General features: G+C 45.2%; 14 protein-coding genes. 12 read left to right on the top strand and 2 right to left on the bottom strand.

What is annotated here, in order from left to right; all coding sequences use genetic code 11:
• Positions 1-49 precede the first annotated feature (49 nt).
• Positions 50-952, bottom strand: coding sequence for an AraC family transcriptional regulator (locus AB6735_RS01925; RefSeq protein WP_370994128.1), 903 nt, complete (start codon positions 950-952; stop codon positions 50-52).
• Between the two features lie 344 nt (positions 953-1296).
• On the opposite strand from AB6735_RS01925, the gene AB6735_RS01920 reads away from it, so the two are divergent.
• From AB6735_RS01920 to AB6735_RS01875, 10 genes are all read left to right on the top strand, one after another.
• Complete coding sequence (locus AB6735_RS01920) at positions 1297-2082, top strand: SDR family NAD(P)-dependent oxidoreductase (RefSeq protein WP_370994127.1); 786 nt, start codon at positions 1297-1299, stop codon at positions 2080-2082.
• 16 nt (positions 2083-2098) lie between these two features.
• Entirely contained in the window at positions 2099-3328 is a 1230-nt protein-coding gene (locus tag AB6735_RS01915) for an enolase C-terminal domain-like protein (RefSeq protein WP_370994126.1), read from the top strand.
• Between the two features lie 163 nt (positions 3329-3491).
• On the top strand, positions 3492-5147 hold the full coding sequence (locus tag AB6735_RS01910) for a sodium:solute symporter (RefSeq protein ID WP_370994125.1): 1656 nt from the start codon (positions 3492-3494) through the stop codon (positions 5145-5147).
• Positions 5148-5177: 30 nt separating this feature from the next.
• Positions 5178-5591 carry an L-rhamnose mutarotase gene (locus AB6735_RS01905; RefSeq protein WP_370994124.1) on the top strand — a complete coding sequence of 138 codons (414 nt, stop codon included), beginning with the start codon at positions 5178-5180 and terminating at the stop codon, positions 5589-5591.
• A gap of 179 nt (positions 5592-5770) precedes the next feature.
• Positions 5771-8053: a glycoside hydrolase N-terminal domain-containing protein gene (locus tag AB6735_RS01900; protein ID WP_370994123.1), complete on the top strand. Its 2283-nt coding sequence runs from the start codon at positions 5771-5773 to the stop codon at positions 8051-8053.
• 315 nt (positions 8054-8368) lie between these two features.
• Positions 8369-10306 carry a GDSL-type esterase/lipase family protein gene (locus AB6735_RS01895; RefSeq protein WP_370994122.1) on the top strand — a complete coding sequence of 646 codons (1938 nt, stop codon included), beginning with the start codon at positions 8369-8371 and terminating at the stop codon, positions 10304-10306.
• Positions 10307-10315: 9 nt separating this feature from the next.
• Positions 10316-11617: an alpha-L-fucosidase gene (locus AB6735_RS01890; protein ID WP_370994121.1), complete on the top strand. Its 1302-nt coding sequence runs from the start codon at positions 10316-10318 to the stop codon at positions 11615-11617.
• A 13-nt stretch (positions 11618-11630) separates the two neighbouring features.
• A complete protein-coding gene (locus tag AB6735_RS01885) occupies positions 11631-13958 on the top strand; it encodes a glycoside hydrolase N-terminal domain-containing protein (protein WP_370994120.1) in 2328 nt (775 codons plus the stop codon).
• 16 nt (positions 13959-13974) lie between these two features.
• Positions 13975-16077, top strand: a complete 2103-nt coding sequence (locus AB6735_RS01880; RefSeq protein WP_370994119.1) for an alpha-galactosidase — start codon at positions 13975-13977, stop codon at positions 16075-16077.
• Between the two features lie 411 nt (positions 16078-16488).
• Positions 16489-18681 (top strand): alpha-galactosidase, encoded by a 2193-nt coding sequence (locus tag AB6735_RS01875; protein WP_370994118.1) that lies wholly within the window; start codon positions 16489-16491, stop codon positions 18679-18681.
• A 371-nt stretch (positions 18682-19052) separates the two neighbouring features.
• Here the strand turns inward: AB6735_RS01875 and AB6735_RS01870 are convergent, their stop codons facing one another.
• Positions 19053-20462 (bottom strand): MFS transporter, encoded by a 1410-nt coding sequence (locus AB6735_RS01870; protein ID WP_370994117.1) that lies wholly within the window; start codon positions 20460-20462, stop codon positions 19053-19055.
• A 113-nt stretch (positions 20463-20575) separates the two neighbouring features.
• Between AB6735_RS01870 and AB6735_RS01865 the strand changes: the two genes are divergently transcribed.
• Positions 20576-20959, top strand: coding sequence for a winged helix-turn-helix transcriptional regulator (locus AB6735_RS01865; protein ID WP_370994116.1), 384 nt, complete (start codon positions 20576-20578; stop codon positions 20957-20959).
• A gap of 241 nt (positions 20960-21200) precedes the next feature.
• The gene (locus tag AB6735_RS01860) at positions 21201-22127 is read left to right on the top strand and encodes a hypothetical protein (protein ID WP_370994115.1); all 927 of its coding nucleotides are present in this window, start codon (positions 21201-21203) and stop codon (positions 22125-22127) included.
• Positions 22128-22165: the final 38 nt, after the last annotated feature.

Genomic DNA, 22165 nt, shown 5'->3' with positions numbered 1-22165 from the left:
ACAAACAAATAATATCCAAAAAGGGCGTTTCAGTTTGAGCAAATTGAAGTTATCCCGTGTTTTTTGCCGTAACCCGGTACTGCTCCGGCGATGAGCCAATGTACTTTTTAAAGATGCGCGAAAAGTAATAAGGGTCATCATAACCAAGGGTGGTGGCTATTATTTTTATTTTATCATCATGAGTATAAAGCAGCTGACAGGCTCTTTGCATTTTTAAGTGGATAAAATAATCAATGGGCGGCATGCCGGTAGCTTTTCTGAAGATATTGGAAAAATGCGATACCGATAAATTATGCCTGGTGGCCATATCTTCTACCGTGAGCTTTTGACTGATATTACCGCGCATATTATTGATGGTTTTGGTAATGATATCACCATCTTCCTCTTTGTCATTTTGCACATGTCGCTGGGGAAACAGAAATGTAGCTATCAAATGGTGCAGGCAAAAACTGGCGTTACACAGGTTCTCTGTGCTGTAACCCATTTCCAATGTTTGATAAATGTTTTGCCATATCTCAATGGCTTTTTCGTTAAAAGGTATGGGTATAGGGCCCTTGTTGGCATTTAGGTTGAGTGATTGGTTAAGGGCTTGAATATTTTCGCCGGTGTAATGTACCCAATAAATTGTCCAGGGATCGTGCTTATCGGCCCAGTAGCGGATGTATTTATCCGTAGCCGGTATAATGATGAATTGGTTTGATGTTACCTCATAGCGTTTATTATCCAATATATAATGCCCCTTTCCCTGCAGGCAATAAATCAGGATATTATCTCCGCACCCCTTCCGGCGCTCGCGGTAATGCGCGGCTGCTTTTGGGAAGTAACCTATATACGTAATATAGATCCGGAAAAGCTCCGGGTTTTTGTCCTTCGCTTCCCGCAGTATTTTTTGAGGAATAGCCAACATCTTTTCCCCTATAAAGCCATCCCGTCTTTTTAAGCTGCTGTTCATGAAGGTAACAATTGGTTTTATAGTGGAATATTACATCATCAAAAGATCTGTACGTAATATATGATGCTATTATAGATAAAACAATCTGCAAATACAATCATATATGGCATATTGTATACTGGTGACAGCATTTTGCCAATATTCAACACTTATCTATTTGTTTTTAGTTGAATAATCCATTAAAAAAAATGTTTTGCCTATTATAAACAATAGTATAGGGCTTTACTTTTGAATTGTTCTATAAGCACCAATTAACCGTATTGTTAATAAATTTTAAGGAAGTGATGTATTGAAAAGCCACACATGATGTAGCTGACCTGATACTGATTTAACTATAAAAATATATGTTACTCAAAAACAAAGTGATTTTTTTAACCGGCGGAACCGAGGGGATTGGTCTGGAATGCGCCAAAGTATACAGCGCTGCCGGGGCCCGGTTAAGTATCATCTCCAACAATGAAACCAGTATTTTGGAAGCAAAGGCAAAACTATCCGCAGGCGGGATATTGTTTATAAAAGCTGATGTTTCCATAGCCTACGATATGCAGCAGGCCATTGCCGAAACGGTGACTGTTTTTGGTAACATTGATGTGATCCATAATAATGCTGGTATATCAAATCCTTCAAAGACTGTACATGAAACTACCGCTGAAGAATGGGATAGGCTATTTGATGTGAATGTAAAAGGTATTTATAACACCACCCGCTTTGGTATTGATGAGCTCAAAAAAACTAAGGGGAATATTTTGAATACGAGCAGCCTTGTTGGGGAGATAGGGCAGGAGATCCACGCGGCATATAGCGCCACCAAAGGGGCTGTAAATGCACTCACCAAATCAATGGCGCTTGATTACGCTTCTTACGGTATCCGGGTGAACGCGGTTGCTCCAGCAGGTGTATGGACGCCGATGCTACGCAGCTGGAGCCAGCAGCAGCCCGATCCGCTCACTATTGAAAATTACCTGAATGGTATACACGCTTTGGGGTATTGCCCCGAAGGTAATGTAGTGGCTGATGCCTGTTTGTTCCTGGTATCTGAACAGGCACGTTTTATTACAGGCTGTATTTTACCCGTAAGCGGCGGGGCCGAGTTGGGTTATCGCCGTATTATCGATCGGCAAACCAATTAAAACAGAACTAAAATACATGATAAAAAATATTCAAGTTGAAGACGTACGCTACGCCCTTGACGGTAGCGCCGGAAGTGATGCTATACATACCAACCCGGTTTATTCCTATGCGGTAACCCGTTTGTTTGACGATAGCGGACTAACAGGCACAGGCTTTGCCTTTACCCTTGGCGAAGGCAACGACCTGGTTTGCAAGGCCGCCCATTATTATGCGAGCAAACTGGCAGGTAAAGATATTGAAGAGACCATGGCCGATTTTGGTCGCTTATTTAACCAATTGTCAAATGATCAGCAATTCCGTTGGCTGGGGCCGCATAAGGGTGTGGTACATCTGGCCCTGGCTTCGGTTACCAATGCCTGTTATGATCTTTGGGCCAAAAAGAGAGGCGTTCCCTTATGGAAATTACTGACAGATCTTTCACCCGAGCAAATCGTGGCCACGCTTGATCTTTCGTACCTGGAAGATGAACTGACCCACGCGCAAGCCATCCAAATGCTGACGAATCAACGGTCAACCAGCCATCAACGGGAAAATATTTTGCAAACTGGCTATCCAGGCTATGATACTTCTATTGGTTGGTTCAACTATTCCGACGAAAAAGTGCGCGAAAATTGTAAAAAAGCGCTGGAAGAAGGTTTCACCGCAATGAAACTTAAAGTGGGTTCTGTTGATCCGGAAAGGGATATCCGCAGGGCGCATATCGTGCGCGAAGTAGCCGGGGATAGCGTGAAAGTAATGTTGGATGCCAACCAGCAATGGAGTTTGCCGCAGGCTATATCTATCTGTAATAAATTTAAAGGCATGAACCCTTACTGGGTAGAAGAACCTACCCATCCGGATGATGTATTGGCCCACAAAACCCTGGCCGATGCCGTGACACCGGTAAAGCTGGCCCTGGGCGAACATGTGCCCAATAAGATCATTTTTAAAAACTACCTGCAAACCGGTTGCGCCTCCTTTATCCAGGTGGATGCGGTGCGTGTAGGCGGGGTAAGCGAATTTATAACCGTAAGCCTGTTATGCAAAAAATATGGTGTACCGGTTGTACCGCACGTGGGCGATATGGGGCAGCTGCACCAGCATCTGGTATTGTTCAACCATATTGCTATGGGGCACGAAGCTTTGTTTTTAGAACATATACCACATTTGCAGCAGCATTTTGTAAACCCTGTACATATCAGTAATGGCGTATACATCACCCCGCAGGAGCCCGGCAGCAGCTGCGATCTGATAGCGCTGGGGTGAGTTGTGAGTTGTGAGTTGTGAGTTGTGAGTTGTGAGTGGTGAGTGGTGAGTGGTGAGTGGTGAGTGGTGAGTGGTGAGTGGTGAGTGGTGAGTGGTGAGTAAAAATTACCTGGCAATTTAGAGTTTAGAATTTAGTAGTTAGAATTTAGAGTTTAAAAAGAACATGATCCACACTCCCGATTTAGTTATCAGTGCCTTATACATCGCCTTTATTTTTATTATAGGGCTATGGTCGGGCATCCGCCATCAGCGTAAAACCCGGAATAACAATAACGAGGCGGGGGAGTACTTTTTGGCAGGTAAAAAACTGCGCTGGCCTATGATCGGTTTAGCGCTGTTCGCTACTAATATATCCTGTGTGCATTTGGTAAGCCTGGCGCAAAGCGGTTTTGACAAGGGGCTGCTCAATGGCGATTTTGAGTGGATGGCGGCCTTTACGCTCATATTGCTGGCTTTGTTCTTCGCGCCTTTCTATATTAAATCTGGCGTAGCTACATTACCCGATTTTTTGGAGAAAAGATATGATCGCGCCAGTCGCGATTGGCTGGCTATTATATCCGTAGTATCCGCGGTGCTTATTCATATCGCTTTTTCCTTACTGGCCGGTGGGGTGGTGCTGCATACGCTTTTTGGGGTTGATATGTATACCAGCGTTATCGTTATCTCCATCATTACTACCATTTATACTATTGTTGGTGGCCTAACCGCTGTAGTGGTGACTGAATCTATCCAAACCCTGGTACTCTTAGGTGGCGCTATTATTATGAGTATTGCTGCATACAATAAAATGGGCGGCTGGGAGCCGATGGTTGATGTATTAAAACATACAGGCGAATTAAACAAGCTCTCGATGCTTCGCCCTCATGGCGACCCAAGCGGAATGCCCTGGTACGCCGTATTTTTAGGCTATCCCGTATTAGGTATCTGGTATTGGTGCGCAGATCAAACCATTGTGCAGCGGGTATTGGGTGCCAAAGACGAGAACCACGCCCGAGTAGGACCTTTATTTTGCGGCTTTATTAAAATATTACCCGTTTTTATTTTTGTAATGCCCGGCTTGTTTGCTTACACCCTGGCCCAAAGCGGCCACCTGGATATTTCGGCATTAAAATCGGTTGTTGGCGGGAAAGAAGTAGTGGACAGCAAAGGGATCTACACCCTCATGATCACGCAGTTAATTCCACAGGGATTGATCGGGGTACTGGTGGCCGCACTGTTATCGGGCTTAATGAGCCAGATTTCGGGTGCTTTAAACTCCATCTCTACTATTGTGAGCTATGATATTTATAAAAGATACAAGCCGGAGGCAAACGATGCCGGACTGGTAAAAGTGGGCAAAATAGCTGCCGGCATATCGCTGGTTTTATCGCTGGCCTTGCTGCCCTTGCTCAACAGATACGGCAGTATTTTCGATGGTTTGAATGATATTATCGCACACATAGCGCCGCCTATAACTTGTGTATTCCTGCTGGGAGTATTCTGGAAAAAGGCATCGGCGGTATCAGCTAAATATACTTTATGGATAGGTTCGGCTATTGGGGTGATCGTATTCGCGATGAATAAATTATTTCCGGATACGGTGATAGGGCAGATACCATTTATGATGATGGCTTTTTATCTTTTTGTGATCTGTGTGTTAATACAGGTAACCCTATCCTATGCCTACCCGGTAATACATACCAAAGAAAGCTCGGTATTGTACTGGCGATCACCCTTGGAGCCTTTACGCGGCCCTGCATGGAGTGGTTTAGGAAATTATAAAGTGCTCTCGGTATTGCTGGTATTAATTATGGTAGTGCTTTTTTACATTTTTAGATAACGGGTTATGTATATAAATAAACGCTGTATAATGATCATCTGCCTGCTGGCTTTCACCGCGTGTAATCATCGGCAAGCACATCAATCAGCAACTGATGCGGTTAAAGTAAAACGCTTTGGCATGGTTACCGGCTTAAAACCCGAAAAGATGGTGTATTATAAAAAACTTCACGCCGCTGCCTGGCCAGGGGTATTAAAAAGGATCAAAGCGTGCCATATCCGTAACTACTCTATCTACATTCAAAAAATAGAGGGCAGGTATTTTCTGTTCAGCTATTTTGAATACGTGGGGACTGATTTTGATAAGGATATGGCCCTGATGGCTGCCGATACTACCACACAACGCTGGTGGAAAGAAACCAATCCCACACAAAACCCACTGCCCGAAGCAGCCGCCCAGCAAAAAATATGGCAAAATATGGAAGAGGTTTTCCATACCGATTGATCATGATATCCGGTAAAATGTAACAAATATCATATGTGTTTAAATTAAAACTGTAAGTATTACATTTAATTTATATTTTTAACCCCGATTGCTACATCTGGGTGCTTTTGGAGATAGAATACGGTATGAATGCCGGAGCAAGCAATAAAACCAATTAAACACATAAATTTTCTTTTCTGATGATTAAAAAGATTGCTTGTTTTTCGCTTTTTTTAACGCAAACCGTATGGGTGTTTACCGCAGGTGCCCAGCAGGTAAACCCGGGCCTGCACCAAAAGAGTTTGGTGGTTTGGGATGATAAACCCGCTAAAACCTGGATGACTGAAGCCTATCCCATAGGTAATGGCCGCATAGGCGGTATGGTATTCGGCGGACTGGCGCAGGAACATATCCAGTTTAACGAGATCAGTTTATGGACAGGCGACGAAAACGAGACCGGCGCTTACCAGGCCTTCGGCGATCTTTACATCGATTTTAAGGGTAAAGATTCTACCCAAAAAATACCCGCAAATTATCGCCGTCAACTGGACATCAGCAAGGCGGTACAACAGATCAGCTATACCGATGCTGGTGTAACTTACAACCGTGAATATTTTTGCAGCTTTCCCGGTAAGGTGATGGTGCTGCATTTTGGCGCTGATAAAAAGGGCGCTTATTCTGCTACCATTAAATTAAAAGATGCCCATAACTCGGTGGTTGCTGCCAATGGTACAACATTGCAAATTACCGGCCATTTAGATAATGGCCTGGCCTATGATAGCGAGGTAACTATTAAAACAGAAGGCGGTTCTACCTACGCTGAACCGGACGGTAAAGGTGGATCACAATTAGTGATCAGCAAAGCTGATGGTTTTACCATATTATTGGCTGCAGCTACCGATTACAGCAACCAGCGCGAACAACATTGGCGCGGTGAAGCCCCTGGCATGAAAGTAAAACAGGCACTTGCTGGTACTCTGGGTAAAACCTTTACTCAATTGTTAACAGCCCATCTTCAGGATTACCAGGCCTTATTCGGTCGGGTGGCTATTGATCTGGGCAATACCCCGGCTGATCAAGCTGCTTTACCCACATATAAACGTCTTATCGCTTATAAAACCAAAGGCGACCCGCAGTTAGAAGCTTTATTATATCAATACGGCAGATATTTGCTCATCAGTTCATCACGTAAAGGTGGATTACCCGCTAACTTACAGGGTTTATGGAACGAAAGTAATAATCCACCTTGGCGCAGTGATTATCACTCCAATATCAACATCCAGATGAATTACTGGCTGGCCGAACCAACCAATCTTTGGGAATGTTATGTTCCATACATTGATTATATAAACAGTATGCGCGAGGTGAAAAAGGAAAGCACCCGTAAACAATACCCAGGCGTTCGCGGCTGGACGGTAAAAACCGAGAATAATATTTACGGTGGTTCCAGCTTTTTGTGGAACACTCCCGGCAGCGCCTGGTATATGCAGGGCATTTGGGAGCCTTATGCTTTTGCACTCGACAAAACCTATCTTAAAAACTTTGCTTACCCTATTCTGAAAGAAGTAGTGGAGTTTTGGGACGATCACCTGAAACGCCGTCCGGATGGTACGCTGGTATCACCGCTGGGCTGGTCGCCCGAGCATGGGCCAACTGAAGATGGAGTTACCTACGACCAGGAAATAGTATACGACCTGTTTACCAATTACATTGAAGCTGCTGATGTTTTGGGTATGGATAAGGCATATCGCGACCATGTTGCGGATATGCGGGAGCACCTCCTGTTGCCCAAGATTGGTAAATGGGGACAACTACAGGAATGGGAAACCGATCGTGACGATCCTAATGATAAACACCGTCACTCCTCAAACCTGTTTGGCCTGCATCCGGGAAGAAGGATCAGCCCCTTAAAAACACCTGAGCTGGCTAAGGCTGCCAAAGTAAGCTTACTGGCCCGTGGCGATGTATCAACAGGCTGGTCGATGGCATGGAAAATGAATTTTTGGGCCCGTTTACAGGATGGCGACCATGCCTATACGATTCTGAATAATTTTATAACCCTGGTAGGTGGTTCTGGTGTAAATTATAATGAAGGCGGCGGTTTATATTCCAATCTTTTCTGCGCTCATCCGCCGTTTCAGATAGATGGGAACTTTGGCTATACCGCCGGGATAACCGAAATGCTGCTGCAAAGCCAAACCGGCGAACTGCAACTATTGCCCGCATTACCAAAAGCATGGCTAACAGGCAGTGTACAAGGTCTGCGTGCCCGCGGCGATTTCGAGATCAGTAATATGGAATGGAAAGACGGCAAAATTATTAGGCTCAGCATTAAATCATTAGCAGGCGGCGAATGTAAACTGCAAAGCCCAAATGCTTTAAAAACCGATGTACAGGTGTCAAAAGCCGATGGAGCAGGTAATGATATGGCTTATAGTTTTAAAACGGATGCAGGTAAGGTTTATGATTTTGTGGGGAACTGAACAAGATAGGCATATCGCAGAATCGACTCACCCCGTCTGCGCTTTGCTGGACGACCCTCTCTTCCGCTTTGCGGTAAAGAGGGTTGAGAATTCTTTATTTTTATTTCTATTTTTTCAAATCCCCTCTTTGCGCCAAAGGCGGAGAGAGGGTGACCGAGCGCAGCGATGGTCGGGTGAGTAGTCTACGACATGTGAGGCAAGGGGAATTGTCCATCTACTTCAAAGATTTATCCATTTTTTGAGATACAATTAGCCAATACATTTACCAAACCAGTAAAAGCCTTCCGGCAAAACCATTATAACAGAATACAAGGCATGATAAACTTTAAATACCTATTTATTTTAACGATATCGTTCGGCGCTTTCTTACCGGTAAAAGCTCAGGACAAAACCAACCTTTGGAAAGGTTTTGAAAAAACAGTTGTAAGCATTGATGGGCATGATGCCTATTTTGTAAAACCTGCGCACCCATTGCCCGGTAATCCCTGGGTATGGCGCGCCTCCTTCCCAGATTGGCATACCGAAATTGACAGCATATTGCTTACCAGAGGATTTTACGTTGCCTTTGTCAATGTCGATAATCAATATGGCAGTCCGCAGGCATTACAGGTTTGGGATAAATTTTATACTTATTTAACCGAAAAACAAGCATTCGCGCACAAAGTTGCGCTGGAAGGGGTGAGCCGTGGTGGTCTTTATGTATATGGCTGGGCCAAACGCAATCCCGATAAGGTAAGCTGTATTTATGGCGAAACCCCGGTTTGCGATTTCAAAAGCTGGCCCGGCGGCAAGGGGAAAGGTCCGGGTGATGCGAATAGCTGGAAAGAGTTAAAAGCGGTGTACCATTTTACCGAGGAGCAGGCATTGGCCTATAAAGATAACCCGATAGATAACCTCGAAGGGCTGGCCTCGTTCCGCGTGCCGGTGCTGCATACCATCGGCCTGAATGATAAATTGGTACCTCCCGACGAAAATACTTATCCCTTTGCCAAAAACTATATCGCTTTGGGCGGCCCGGTGAGCATTCAGCCTATAACCCAGGGACCTGTGGAACTGCAAGGTCACCATGTTAAAATTGATCGCCCGGATTATTACGCCGATTTTATCTACAGCAATTCGTACCCGGTAAAAAATGCACTGCCGTACAGTAATTATGTAAACACGGCCAGCAAGCTGAATAACTTTTATTATGCGGTTACGGTTAAAAAGAAAGCCACGGTTTCATTTTTAGGAGGATCCATCACCTTTAACCCGGGCTGGCGCAATAAGATCTGCCGGTATTTAAAAGAAACTTATCCCGAAACAGATTTTCACTTTATAGCCGCCGGGATACCTTCACTCGGTAGTTTGCCTCATGCTTTCCGCGTGCAGCGCGACATACTGGATTCGGGCAAAACTGATCTGTTGTTTTTAGAGGCGGCCGTGAATGATCGCGGTACCGACAGCACCACCCAGGTACGCGCGTTGGAAGGTATTGTGAGGCACGCCCGCAACGCCAACCCATATACCGACGTGATCATGATGGCCTTTGTTGATCCGCAGAAAATGGAAAACTACGCTAAAGGTAAAGTATCGCCCGAATTGCTGAACCATGAATTAATAGCCAAACACTATAACCTGCCTTATGTAAACCTGGCGCTGGAAGTAAACGACAAGATCAAAAATAAAGAACTGACCTGGGCCGATGATTTTAAAGATATCCACCCGGCACATTACGGGCAGGAGCTTTACTTCGCTACCATCAGAACCTTGCTACAGGAATGTGTGGAAGACAAATACACAGCACCGTTTAAGATGCCTATGCCACAGGTAATTGATAAAGCCCGCTATGAAAACGGCAGCTACTATGATCTTACGAATGCCAAATTGGGCAAAGGCTGGCAGATCACGCCTGATTGGAGTCCGAAGGATGGTCTTTCAACCCGTGCAGGTTTTGTACACGTGCCGGTACTGAATGCCGATGAACCGGGTTCAGAGCTTTCGCTGCCATTTAAAGGTAACGCGGTAGGTATTGCTGTGGTGGCCGGCGGAGATGCAGGCACCATATCCTATGCGATTGATAATGGCCCATATAAAGATAAGGACCTGTTCACGGAATTCAGCAGTTGGCTGCACCTGCCCATTTATCATTTACTGGGCGATAATTTGAGCAATGGCAGCCATGTACTCAAAATTAAGATCAGCGACAAAAAGAACAATGCGAGTAAGGGGCATGCCTGCCGGATAGTCCATTTTTTGGTAAACAATAAGTAAATCCCAAATATGATGAAGAAAAAAGCAGCGCTGATCATGGCTCTGGCATTAAGCATTTTCGCGGCATTTGCCCAGGAAGTTAAAACACCCAAGGCAGTTATGGATCAGTTTATGGACAAGCGTTTTGGCATGTTTATCCATTTTGGCCCGGTAACACAACGCGGCACCGAAATTGGCTGGAGCCGCAACAAGGAAGTGGCCCAGGCCGATTATGACAACCTGTACCATGAGTTTGATCCCCAATTATTTAATGCCGATACCTGGGTGAAAACAGCCAAGGATGCCGGTATGAAATACCTGGTTATTACCGCAAAGCATCACGATGGTTTTTGTTTATGGCCAACCGCTTTTTCAGATTATAACATATCTAATTCGCCTTTTAAAAGAGATATCGTAGGTGAGCTGGCACAAGCCTGCAAAAAGCAGGGCGTAACTTTTTGTATCTACTTTACTGTTTTGGACTGGCATGACCCTGATTATCCTATCCATAACCCTTATGACTCTACCAAAAATGTTAAAGGTGATATGACCGCCTTTAAAACCCGCATGAAAAATGAGCTGAAGGAAGTGATCACCAAATACAAACCCTTTATGCTTTGGTTTGATGGCTATTGGGAAAAGCCATGGACAAAAGAAGACGGTAAAGAAATATACCAGTTTATCAAAAGCGTAGACGCCAATGTTATTGTCAATAACAGGCTGGGTAAGATCAGCGAAAAGCTGAATGAGGAATCGGTAGGCGACTTTTTGACCCCAGAACAGCGCATAGGGGAGATCAATATGAATGAACCCTGGGAAAGCTGCATCACCATTTGTAACCAATGGGCCTGGAAACCGAACGACCAGATGAAATCGTTAAAACAATGCATCCAAACGCTGGTAACCACCGCGGCCGGCAATGGCAACCTGTTGTTTAATGTTGGCCCAGCCATGGACGGACACATCGAAGCCCGGCAGGTAAAACGCCTGCAGGAAATGGGCGACTGGATAAAACAATACAGCGAAAGTATCTACAGTACGCAGGGAGGGCCTTATGCCCCTAATGCCGTCTATGCGGCTACCCGTAAGGGCAATAAAATATACCTGCATGTTTTTCAGCGTAAAGATGGGGTGCTGACTATTCCCGCTATTCCGGGTGTTAAGATCAACAAGTCCTATTTTATGAATGGGGACGCTGTAGTTATTAAAGCAGATAAAAACAATTATCAGATTACCCTGCCTGCAATCATGCCCGATGAAAATTGCTCGGTGATTGTTCTCGATCTTAACAAAAGCGCTCAGAACCTCCCGGTAATATCTACCAAAGCCTAATTACTTAAAACTAATGATATCCAAACGTCTCACATCAATAACAAGCATGCTGTTATTAACCTCAACGCTGAGTTTTGCGCAAAAACAAGCATTGAGATTGCATTACGACAAACCCGCCGCGGTTTGGGAAGAAACTTTGCCTTTGGGTAACGGTCGCCTGGGTATGATGCCCGACGGCAGGGTGAACGATGAAAAGATCGTGCTGAATGATATTACCTTGTGGTCAGGTTCGCAGCAGGATGCCAACAACTATGAGGCCTATAAACAGCTGCCGAAGATAAAAGAATTACTATTGGCCGGTAAAAATGTAGAGGCACAGGCCCTGATTGATAAAGATTTTGTGTGTAAAGGCCCGGGCTCTGGCAGTACACGATGGGGCTGCTACCAGGTTTTGGGCGATCTGGACCTGAAATTTGACTATGGCAAACCCGATGCGCAGGCTACGAACTACCAAAGAGCATTATCCCTCAATACCGCAGTAGCTAATACCAGCTACCAGGTTGATGGTGTTACCTACAAACGCGAATACTTCACCAGTTTTGGTGATGATGTAGATATGATCAGGCTAACGGCGGATAAACCCGGCAAACTCAATTTTAGTATCAATATCTCCCGTCCCGAGCGGTCGGCTACCAGCACCAGCGGCAATACGTTGCTATTGCAGGGCCGCCTGGATAACGGTACCGATGGCAACGGCATGCAATACCAGGCCAGCGTTAAGGCCAAATTAACCGGCGGAACGCTGAGCAGTACCGCCAACAGCTTGGTGGTAAAAAATGCTACCGAGGTTATCATTTATATATCGGCAGGTACAGATTTTCGCAAACCTGAATTTAAGCAAAGAATCCAGCGCGATCTGGATGCAGCTATGAAAAAGCCGTATGCTGTACAAAAACAACAGCATATTACCAATTTTCAAAAATTGTTTAACCGGGTCGACATTAATTTAGGATCGCCGGAAAGTACCGAAACTACCGATCAGCAACTGATCAGTTTTCATAAAGAACCCGGCAAGCATAAAGATATGCCGGTACTGTTCTTCCAGTTTGGCAGGTATCTGAGTATCAGCAGTACACGTGTTGGCCTGTTGCCTCCGAACTTGCAGGGGCTTTGGGCTAACCAGGTGCATACCCCCTGGAACGGCGACTACCATCTTGACGTGAACGTACAGATGAACCATTTCCCGGTGGAGGTGTCTAATCTATCTGAACTAAACTTACCCTTGGTTGAGCTGGTACGCGGCCTGGTAAAACCCGGCGAACGTACAGCCAAAGCCTATTACAATGCCGATGGCTGGGTGGCTCACGTGATCACCAATGTTTGGGGATGGACAGAACCAGGAGAAAGCGCCTCCTGGGGTGTAACTAAAGCTGGCTCGGGCTGGTTATGCAGCAACCTTTGGGATCATTATGCTTTCAGCAATGATAAAGCTTATCTGAAAAGCATTTATCCCATATTAAAAGGATCAGCACAGTTTTACAGCAGTATCCTCATCAAAGATCCTAAAAGCGGCTACCTGCTTACAGCGCCGTCTTCATCACCAGAAAATAGTTTTTACCTGCCCGATGGCAGTCACGCCAGTATTTGCATCGGCGCGACTATTGATAACCAGATCATCCGGGAGTTATTTACCAATGTAATTACCGCCTCTGAAACCCTGGGCATCGATAAAGCATTCCGCGATATGTTGCAGGCAAGGCTAAAACAGATCCCGCCCCCAGGTATCATCAGTAAGGATGGCCGTATACAGGAGTGGATGGAAGATTATAAGGAAACCGAACCTCAGCATCGGCATATTTCACATTTGTACGGTATTTATCCCGCCTCCGAAATTACGCCCGATGGTACGCCCGAACTGGCCGAAGCCGCTAAAAAAACGCTCAACGTTCGCGGTGACGATGGCCCGAGCTGGTCTATCGCTTACAAACTGTTGTTCTGGGCAAGATTGCATGACGGTAACCGCGCTTATAAGCTGTTTACCGAGATCATGAAACCTACCACGCGTACCGATATCAATTATGGCTCGGGTGGCGGTATTTATCCCAACCTGCTGTCTGCCGGTCCACCGTTCCAGATCGATGGCAACTTTGGTACCACCGCGGGTATTGCCGAAATGCTGATCCAAAGCCACGCCGGTTATATCGACCTGCTGCCTGCCATACCCGATAACTGGAAAGCATCCGGTTCTGTCAAAGGCCTTAAAGCCCGTGGAAACTTTACCGTTGATTTTGCCTGGAAAGATGGTAAGGTAACCACTTACAAGATCACCTCACCCCATCCGCGCAGCGTGAAGGTTAAAGTAAACGGAGCGATAAAAAATATTACTGCGCAAAAAAGCTAAACAATTCAAACTATACATGAAGCCTATTGCAATAGTAACAAACCTATTCATCCAAAAAATAGCCCGGCCGGTTTTAGTGTTAGCACTACTACTGGCTTTGCCATTTGTAAGCATAGTCTCGGCGCAGGCATATAAACAAGCTGTCGCAGACCAGGCAGTAATACCTTATGGCACAGGTAACGTTATCATCTACAACTTAAAAAACGGCTTGTATTCCGTTATTAAAAATAAACATCAGGTATACAGCAAGGTAAGCGCCATCATTTCACTCAATGGTAAAACTGTTTCCACTAAAGATTATACATCCCGTACCCTTACCAAAACCAATATTACTGATGGTTTTGGTAAGGGCGTTAAATACACCATTACATTAAGCGGCAAAGGTTTATACTCCATTAAACAGGTGTTTTATACCTACGCTGGGCATGAATATTTTATCACCCAGATAGAGGCCTCTGGCAAAGGATTGCAAACCAATTCCATCGTTCCGTTCTCAGGTAATATAGCCGCGGTTACTGGCGATGCACGCAGTGTTTTTGTGCCTTTTGATAACGATACTTTTATCCGCTATAATGCCAAACCTTTTACAGCCCCGTTTAGCAATATGAGCGCCGAAGTAGGGGCTGTGTACAGTAACGATAGCCGGAATGGCTTTGTAGCAGGCTCCATTGAGCATGAGGTATGGAAAACAGGCGTCCGCAGTACCGCAAAAAAAGATAGCGGTAACAGGGTTGAAGTCTGGGCCGGGTACACCGAAAACAGCGTCACCCGCGATAACATCGCCCACGGAATTATTAGCGGGGATTTGGTTAAATCCCCAAAAATATTGGTAGGTTACTTTAGCGACTGGCGCACCGGCATGGAAGAATATGCCAAAGCCAACCGCATTGCCGAACCGCCTTATGTGTTTAACTGGACAAAGCCAACACCCGTAGGCTGGAACAGTTGGGGCGTGATGCAGGAGAAACTCACCTATGAAAAAGCCACCAAAGTAGCCGACTTTTTTGCCGATAGTCTGGCCGGTTTCCGCACGGGTAAAACCGCTTTCATCGACCTGGATTCCTACTGGGATTTTATGGTAAAAGGCGGTCCTGAAGGCGATTACAGCAAGCTGAAACAATTTGCCGATTACTGCAAAAATAAAGGCCTGGAACCCGGCGTATACTGGGCGCCATTTACCGATTGGGGCTGGAAAGACGGCCCTCAGCGCAAAGTGCCCGGCAGCAAATACACCTTTGGTGATATCTGGACAAAAGTAGGCAACGGTTATCATGATATCGACGGCGCCCGTGCTATCGATCCAACGCATCCCGGTACCCGCGAACGCATTGACCTGACTATAGGTAAACTAAAAGCCTGTGGTTTTAAAATGATCAAGATCGACTTTTTAGGTCATGCCACGGCCGAGTCGACCCATTTTTATGATCCAACGGTAACCACCGGCATGCAGGCCTACCGCAAAGGCATGGAATACCTGACCGATAAACTGGGCGATCAGATGCTTATTTACGCCGCTATTTCGCCAAGCCTGGCAACCGGGCGTTATGTGCATACCCGCCGCATAGCCTGTGATGCCTTTAAAACTATAAAAGACACCCAATACACCCTTAACAGCGTTAGCTACGGTTGGTGGCAAACTTTTTTATATAATTATGTTGATGCTGATCATGTAGTGTTATCTACCGAGAGTGAAGGGGCTAACCGTGCCCGCTTTTTATCGGCTGTGATAACAGGTACGGTAATTACAGGCGACGACTTTTCTGTTCACGGCCAATGGAGCGACAGAGCCAAAGCCTGGTACCAAAATCCAGAGATCATCAAGCTGATCGAAAACGGTAAAACGTTTAGACCTGTTGAAGGCAATACCGGCGAAAGCGCCTCCGAAATGTTTACCCAGAAAATAGGAAATAGTATCTATATTGCCATTTTCAATTACAGCAACGAGCCCAAGACTTTTGCTATGGATGGCAAGCGCCTGGGCATGAGCGGTAAAACACAGTACGAGTTACACGAGTTGTTACAGGGTGATATTCTGGGAAAAACATTAAGCTTTAAACTGAATAGCGGTGACGCGGCTTTGTATAAATTGGATATTGATGAAAAAAATAATGTGCATTAAAAGCCTAAGGCCTGTGCGAATTCCCTCTTGAGAGGGGCGGAGGGGTGTGTTTATCAAAGCGAAGAACACATCGCTGTCCGAAGTTCGCCGCTGTCCGAAGTCTCTGACTTCGGACGATTATGCCTGTAGTTTGCAACTACAGAAAGCAGGTAGTCTGAAGACTACGAGCATACAAGTTCGAAGTCAGAGACTTCGAACAGCACTTGAGAATTAATAAAACACATAGCACTGAAAATAACCGCGCTGTCCGAAGTCTCTGACTTCGGACGATTATGCCGGTAGTTTGCAACTACAGAAAGCGGGTAGTCTAAAGACTACGAGCATACAAGTTCGAAGTCAGAGACTTCGAACAGCGCTGAATCTTAAAAAAAATATAATTAACACTGAAAATAACCTTATAAATTGAAAAGAATGTTCCGAAATCATTTACTGCCCTTATGCCTGGTGGGTGGCCTGTTTACGGCAGGCAGCAGTTTTGCCCAGGTAGTGACCATCCCGGTCGAAACACAGCACAATGCGCTGGTATTGCAAACTGATGCCAATAAAAATCTGAAGATGGTTTACTTTGGTGCCAGGTTGAGCAACACTGCCGAGTATGCACGCATCCAAAAAATGTATAACCAAAAGGACGACTCCGGCATCCTCAACTCGGCTTATACACCATCTGGTTCAGCAAACCTTTCCGAGCCAGCCATTACCGTTACCCACGCCAATGGTGATAAATCACTAAGCCTGGCTTATGTAAGCCATGAGGTTACCAAGGTTGCCGACGATATTTCGTTATTAACCGTTACGCTGAAAGACCCTGTTTATGATTTTGAGGTGAAACTGTTTTATAAAACCTATTTTAAAGAGGATGTTACCGAACAATGGTCGGTGATTAAGCATGGCGAAAAGGGTGAGGTGATATTAAACAAATTCGCATCAGCCAACCTCAACTTAAAAGGTGATGGCTTTTGGCTGAAACAATACCATGGCAACTGGGCCGAAGAAATGCGCCCCGAAGAAGCCAGGCTGACTCACGGCATCAAAACCATCGACAGCAAACTGGGTACGCGTGCCAATTTGTACGAGCCATCTATGTTTGCTATATCTGTAGATAAACCGGCAACTGAGGATGAAGGTAAAGTACTATTAGGTGCGCTAGAATGGTCTGGCAATTTCAAGATAGACTTTGAACTGGATGTGGCTGATAACCTGCGACTGATAGCCGGCATCAACAACGCCGCGGCTGAATATCATTTAAAACCTAACGAAGAGTTTGCTACACCCGCTTTTGTGTACACCTACTCAGATCAGGGTAAAGGCGATGCCAGTAGGAAATTACAGCGCTGGGCCCGTAAATACAAAATTGTTGATGGCGAAGGTTCGAGGCTTACCCTGCTGAACAACTGGGAATCCACCTATTTTGATTTTAATGAAACCAAGCTGGCCGAACTATTAAAAGATACCAAGAAGTTAGGTGTCGACCTGTTTTTGCTGGATGATGGCTGGTTTGCCAACAAATATCCACGTAATGATGACCATGCAGGCCTGGGCGACTGGCAGGAGAACAAGCAAAAGCTACCAGACGGTGTGAGCTGGCTGGTAAAAGAAGCGCAAAACAACGGCGTAAAATTCGGTATCTGGATTGAGCCCGAAATGGTTAATCCTAAAAGCGAGCTTTATGAAAAACATCCGGATTGGGTGATCAAACAACCAAACCGTCCCGAAAAATATTTCCGTAATCAACTGGTGCTTGATCTGACTAATCCTAAAGTGCAGGATTTTGTATTTGGCGTAGTAGATAACTTGTTCACCAAAAATCCTGACCTGGCTTATATCAAATGGGATTGCAACGCGGTGATCTATAACGCGTATTCGGCTTATCTCAAAAAAGATCAGTCGCATTTGTATACCGATTACGTTCGTGGCTTATACAAAGTGCTGGAGCGTGTGCGGGCTAAATATCCAAAAGTGCCATTGATGCTATGTTCAGGCGGGGGGGGGCGTGTAGATTATGGCGCGCTGAAATACTTCACCGAGTTTTGGCCAAGCGACAATACCGATCCGCTGGAACGTATATTTATCCAGTGGGAGTATTCCTATTTCTATCCGGCCATCACCAGTTCAAACCACGTGACCGACTGGGGTAAACAACCACTTAAGTTCCGTACGGATGTAGCCATGATGGGTAAACTGGGTTTTGATATTGTGGTAAGTAAACTGGGTGAGCAGGACCTGGATTATGTTCACGGGACTCTAAAGAACTACGATAACCTGAAAGAGGCCATCTGGCACGGTGATCAATACCGTTTACAAAGTCCATGGGATAATGATGCGGCATCCATCATGTATGTAGATAATGCCAAAGCAAAGGCGGTGATGTTTAATTACCTGGTGAACAATCGTTACGGTACAGGTACCCACGTGCCAATCCGCTTAAAAGGCCTTGATCCGCAGAAAAAATACCAGGTAAAAGAGATCAATCTTTATCCCGGCGCGAAATCACCCATAGAAAACGACCTGGTATTAACCGGCGACTTTTTAATGAACGTAGGTGTAAACCCACGTGTAGACAAAAACAGAACCAGCGTGGTGTTGGAGCTGGATGAAGCGAGGTAGTGAGTGGTGACTAGTGAATGGTGAGTAGTGAGTAGTGAGTAGTGAGTGGTGCCTGGGGGAAGAGAAACTTTAACTGTCATTTGGAACGGGGTACGAGGAGATGTCTTTTGGGTGGGATGGGTTCTACATACCACGGCCCGGTTCTCTATTTTGGAGAGAACCGGGCCGTTTGTATAAAAGCCAAAAAGGAACAAAAATCTACCGTTTGATATTTAGTTATTCGATGTAAATTATTTATTACTTTTTAAACTTTTCAAAACCCATCAAAAATTTGTTAAAAAGTGTTAAAATGGCATTGAAATTTAGTTAAATGAGCAAAAGAGGTGCGTATTTACCCTGTTTTTAGCTAAAAAAGTGTTAAAAATTAAGGTTTAAAAAGTTTTTGTCCGTGGTTTATCGGGCAGTAAAAACAAAAACAGGCTAACAATAGCCAGCAAAAAAATATTGATCCAGGTAGCCAGCCGGTAAGCCGATATATACCCGGCCAAAGTGGTGTCACCAGCCAGCTTGTAGAAAAATACACCGCCTACAATACCAATCCCCAAAGCAATAGCGGTTTGCTGAAAGGTAGAGAAAGTACCTGAGGCAGCCCCGGCAAAATGGGGCGGGATGCTTTTCAGGGCCATGGTCAATAAGGAGGGTAACACTGATCCGCAGCCGGTACCATAAATAAAAAGCACGGGTAATAGTAAATACCTGCTGATGGTCAATGAGTTAAAAAGCAATAAATGAAACAGGAGCGAAGTAACCATGATCAATACACCTATCTGCAGCACCCGCTTACCATAAAGCGGCACCAGGCGAAGGGAGAGTAACGAGGCTACCACATACCCAACACCCTGAAACACAAAGAATACCCCGGTTTCGGACGAGCTGATGCCGAAGCCATTCTGAAACAGGATCACGTTGATCACAAAATAGGTATCCTGCACCATAAAATAAAAAAGTACAGCACAAAGTCCGATATTGAAATCTTTAAAAGTAAAGAGGCGTACATCAACCAAAGGCTCCTGATCGGTATGTAGCTTACGACGCTGGTCGAATACAAACAGATATAACAATATAAGAGATAAAGCAATAGATACCATGCTCCACCAGGGCCAGTGAAGCTCGGGGCCGCGCACCAGCGGGTAAATCAAGGCTATCAGGGCTACGGTGAGCAAACTAACTCCCGAATGGTCGAACCGTGATTTTTTGATGGTTTTGGTATCCTTCAAAAATACAGCTGCCAGTATTACGGCAACTAAACCCAGGGGCAGATTGATGAGAAAGATCAGCCGCCATCCATCCATCAAAAAGTGAACATCGGGCAGCAGGCCACCTAAAAACTGACCTATGACCGAGGCTGTACCGGCAATGCTACCGTAAATACCAAGCGCCCGGATGCGGTCATGGTGCAGCGGAAAAAGTACCTGGATATAAGTGATGCTCTGGGGGATCATAAAAGCGGCGCTGATACCCTGTAAAAAGCGTGCAGTATTGATTTGCCAGGCAGTTTGCGAAAAGCCGCACAGGCAGGAGGTGAGCACAAATAGTGACATGGCGAATATAAAAACGTTCTTTTTGCCATAGTAGTCGCCGGCCCGGCCACCGGTGATCAGGAAGGCGGCATAACCCAGCAGATACAGCACAATAACCAACTGGATGTCGCTATCAGACCCATGTATCCCCCTTTTAATGGACGGAATAGCCACGTTGACGATAAAAATGTCGATCACGGATAAAAACACCGACGATGACAGGATAATCAGCAGAAACCACCTTGAAATTTGCTTGTTCATAATTTGCAGATAAATGAATTTAACCGGCTTTAAGCCTGATTTTGTTAACTTTACGGTTCAAAGATGAGCGCGGTAGGAGAGGCTCACAAGTAGTTTGAAGGAGGATACTAAGTATGAAAAATGATACTAATAATGACGATCAGCTGGTTATAAAAACCGAAAATGAAGAATTTTTGGAAGATAACTGTCCCATGACAAATGCGCTGGACATTATCGGCGGAAAATGGAAGCTGATGCTGCTCAACAAGATCAGGGAAGAGTGCCCTATGAGGTTCGGGGTGCTCCGAAAAAAAATGCAGTATATCACCCAGGCCACATTGACGGCCCAACTCAAAGAACTGGAACGCGATGGCATCCTGTTACGCACCGCCTATGCCGAATCGCCCCCGCGGGTAGAATACAAGCTCACAGAGCTGGGTAAAACACTCATCCCCATTATGGATGCCTTATGTGATTGGGGCAATAATTATTGCCAGATAAAAAAGAGTGTTAACTAATTCAGGTCAGTTAGACATCTTCATATATTTATAGGGACTCGCCGGGTATAGGACAGAATCGTCGCCATAATTAACCTGTTTTCTATAGTTATTAATACGCGTTTTTAAGTTAGTGAATTGAGTTCAAGTACGCTGATTTTAAGGTAGTTATACGGTATTTTTTTGATGTTTCTGTGCTCAACTTTGAGCTGCAGAATAATCTGTACCGATAAATTCTATAACTCTTTAACAATCAAATTTCATGAAAAAACTTAATTACTTATTTGTGTTGTCAGCGTTGGTGATGTTGATAACAGCATCGTGTGGAAAAGATGGGGCTGTTGGCCCGGCAGGCTCACAGGGAGCTCAAGGTACACAAGGCGCAGTTGGCCCCGCAGGCCCTCCGGGAGCTAACGGGCAAAATGGAAGTGTTATTTACAGTGGCACCACAGTTCCTGCCACCACTACCGGCGTGGTTGGTGATTTTTATCTAAATATATCTACCAGCTTGCTATACGGCCCAAAAACTGCGGCTGGCTGGGGTACAGGTTTCGCACTTAAAGGGCCTGCTGGAGTCGATGGTGCACCTGGTAATAAGATCCTTAATGGGACAGGGGTTCCGGCAAGCTCATTAGGTAACAATGGCGATTATTATCTTGATGTGGTAAATTATCTATTGTACGGCCCTAAAACGGACGGAGGATGGGGAGCTCCGGTATCATTTAAAGGAGCCACCGGCGCGCAGGGCCCTCCAGGTACCGCCAACGTGATGTACACCGGCTGGTTTACTCCAACTACCTATGTACAGGAAACTGTTTTTGGATCATTGGGATTTTACCACGACATCAGCGTTCCTGCTATTACACAAAATGTGCTTGATAAAGGTACTGTAATCGCTTTTGCCAAGTTAAATGGTTATAATCCGGTTATTTGGCCTACAGACCAGGTAGGGCAGTTGCCTATCGTTATTACTTATCTGCAAGGCACAACTCCTAATTTGGATACCTGGTCTGATGTTGTTTCGCTGGGCAAAGTAAGGGTTAAATTAATAAGCAGCCTGAACGCTTATACCAGCATTTCTAATGCTCACCAGTTTCGGTTTGTAATTATACCGGGCGGAGTTAGTATTCCTGGTACATTGAATTACGCAAACCTACAGCGTTATTTACGGATACCGGAGGAGCATTGATAAATAAAACGCCCTGATAAAGGGTTGCTGTAAAAGTA

The organism is Mucilaginibacter sp. RCC_168 (assembly GCF_041355315.1).
Classification (GTDB): domain Bacteria; phylum Bacteroidota; class Bacteroidia; order Sphingobacteriales; family Sphingobacteriaceae; genus Mucilaginibacter.
The sequence above is the reverse complement of the archived record's forward strand: the minus strand, read 5'-3'. Positions and strand labels throughout refer to the sequence as shown.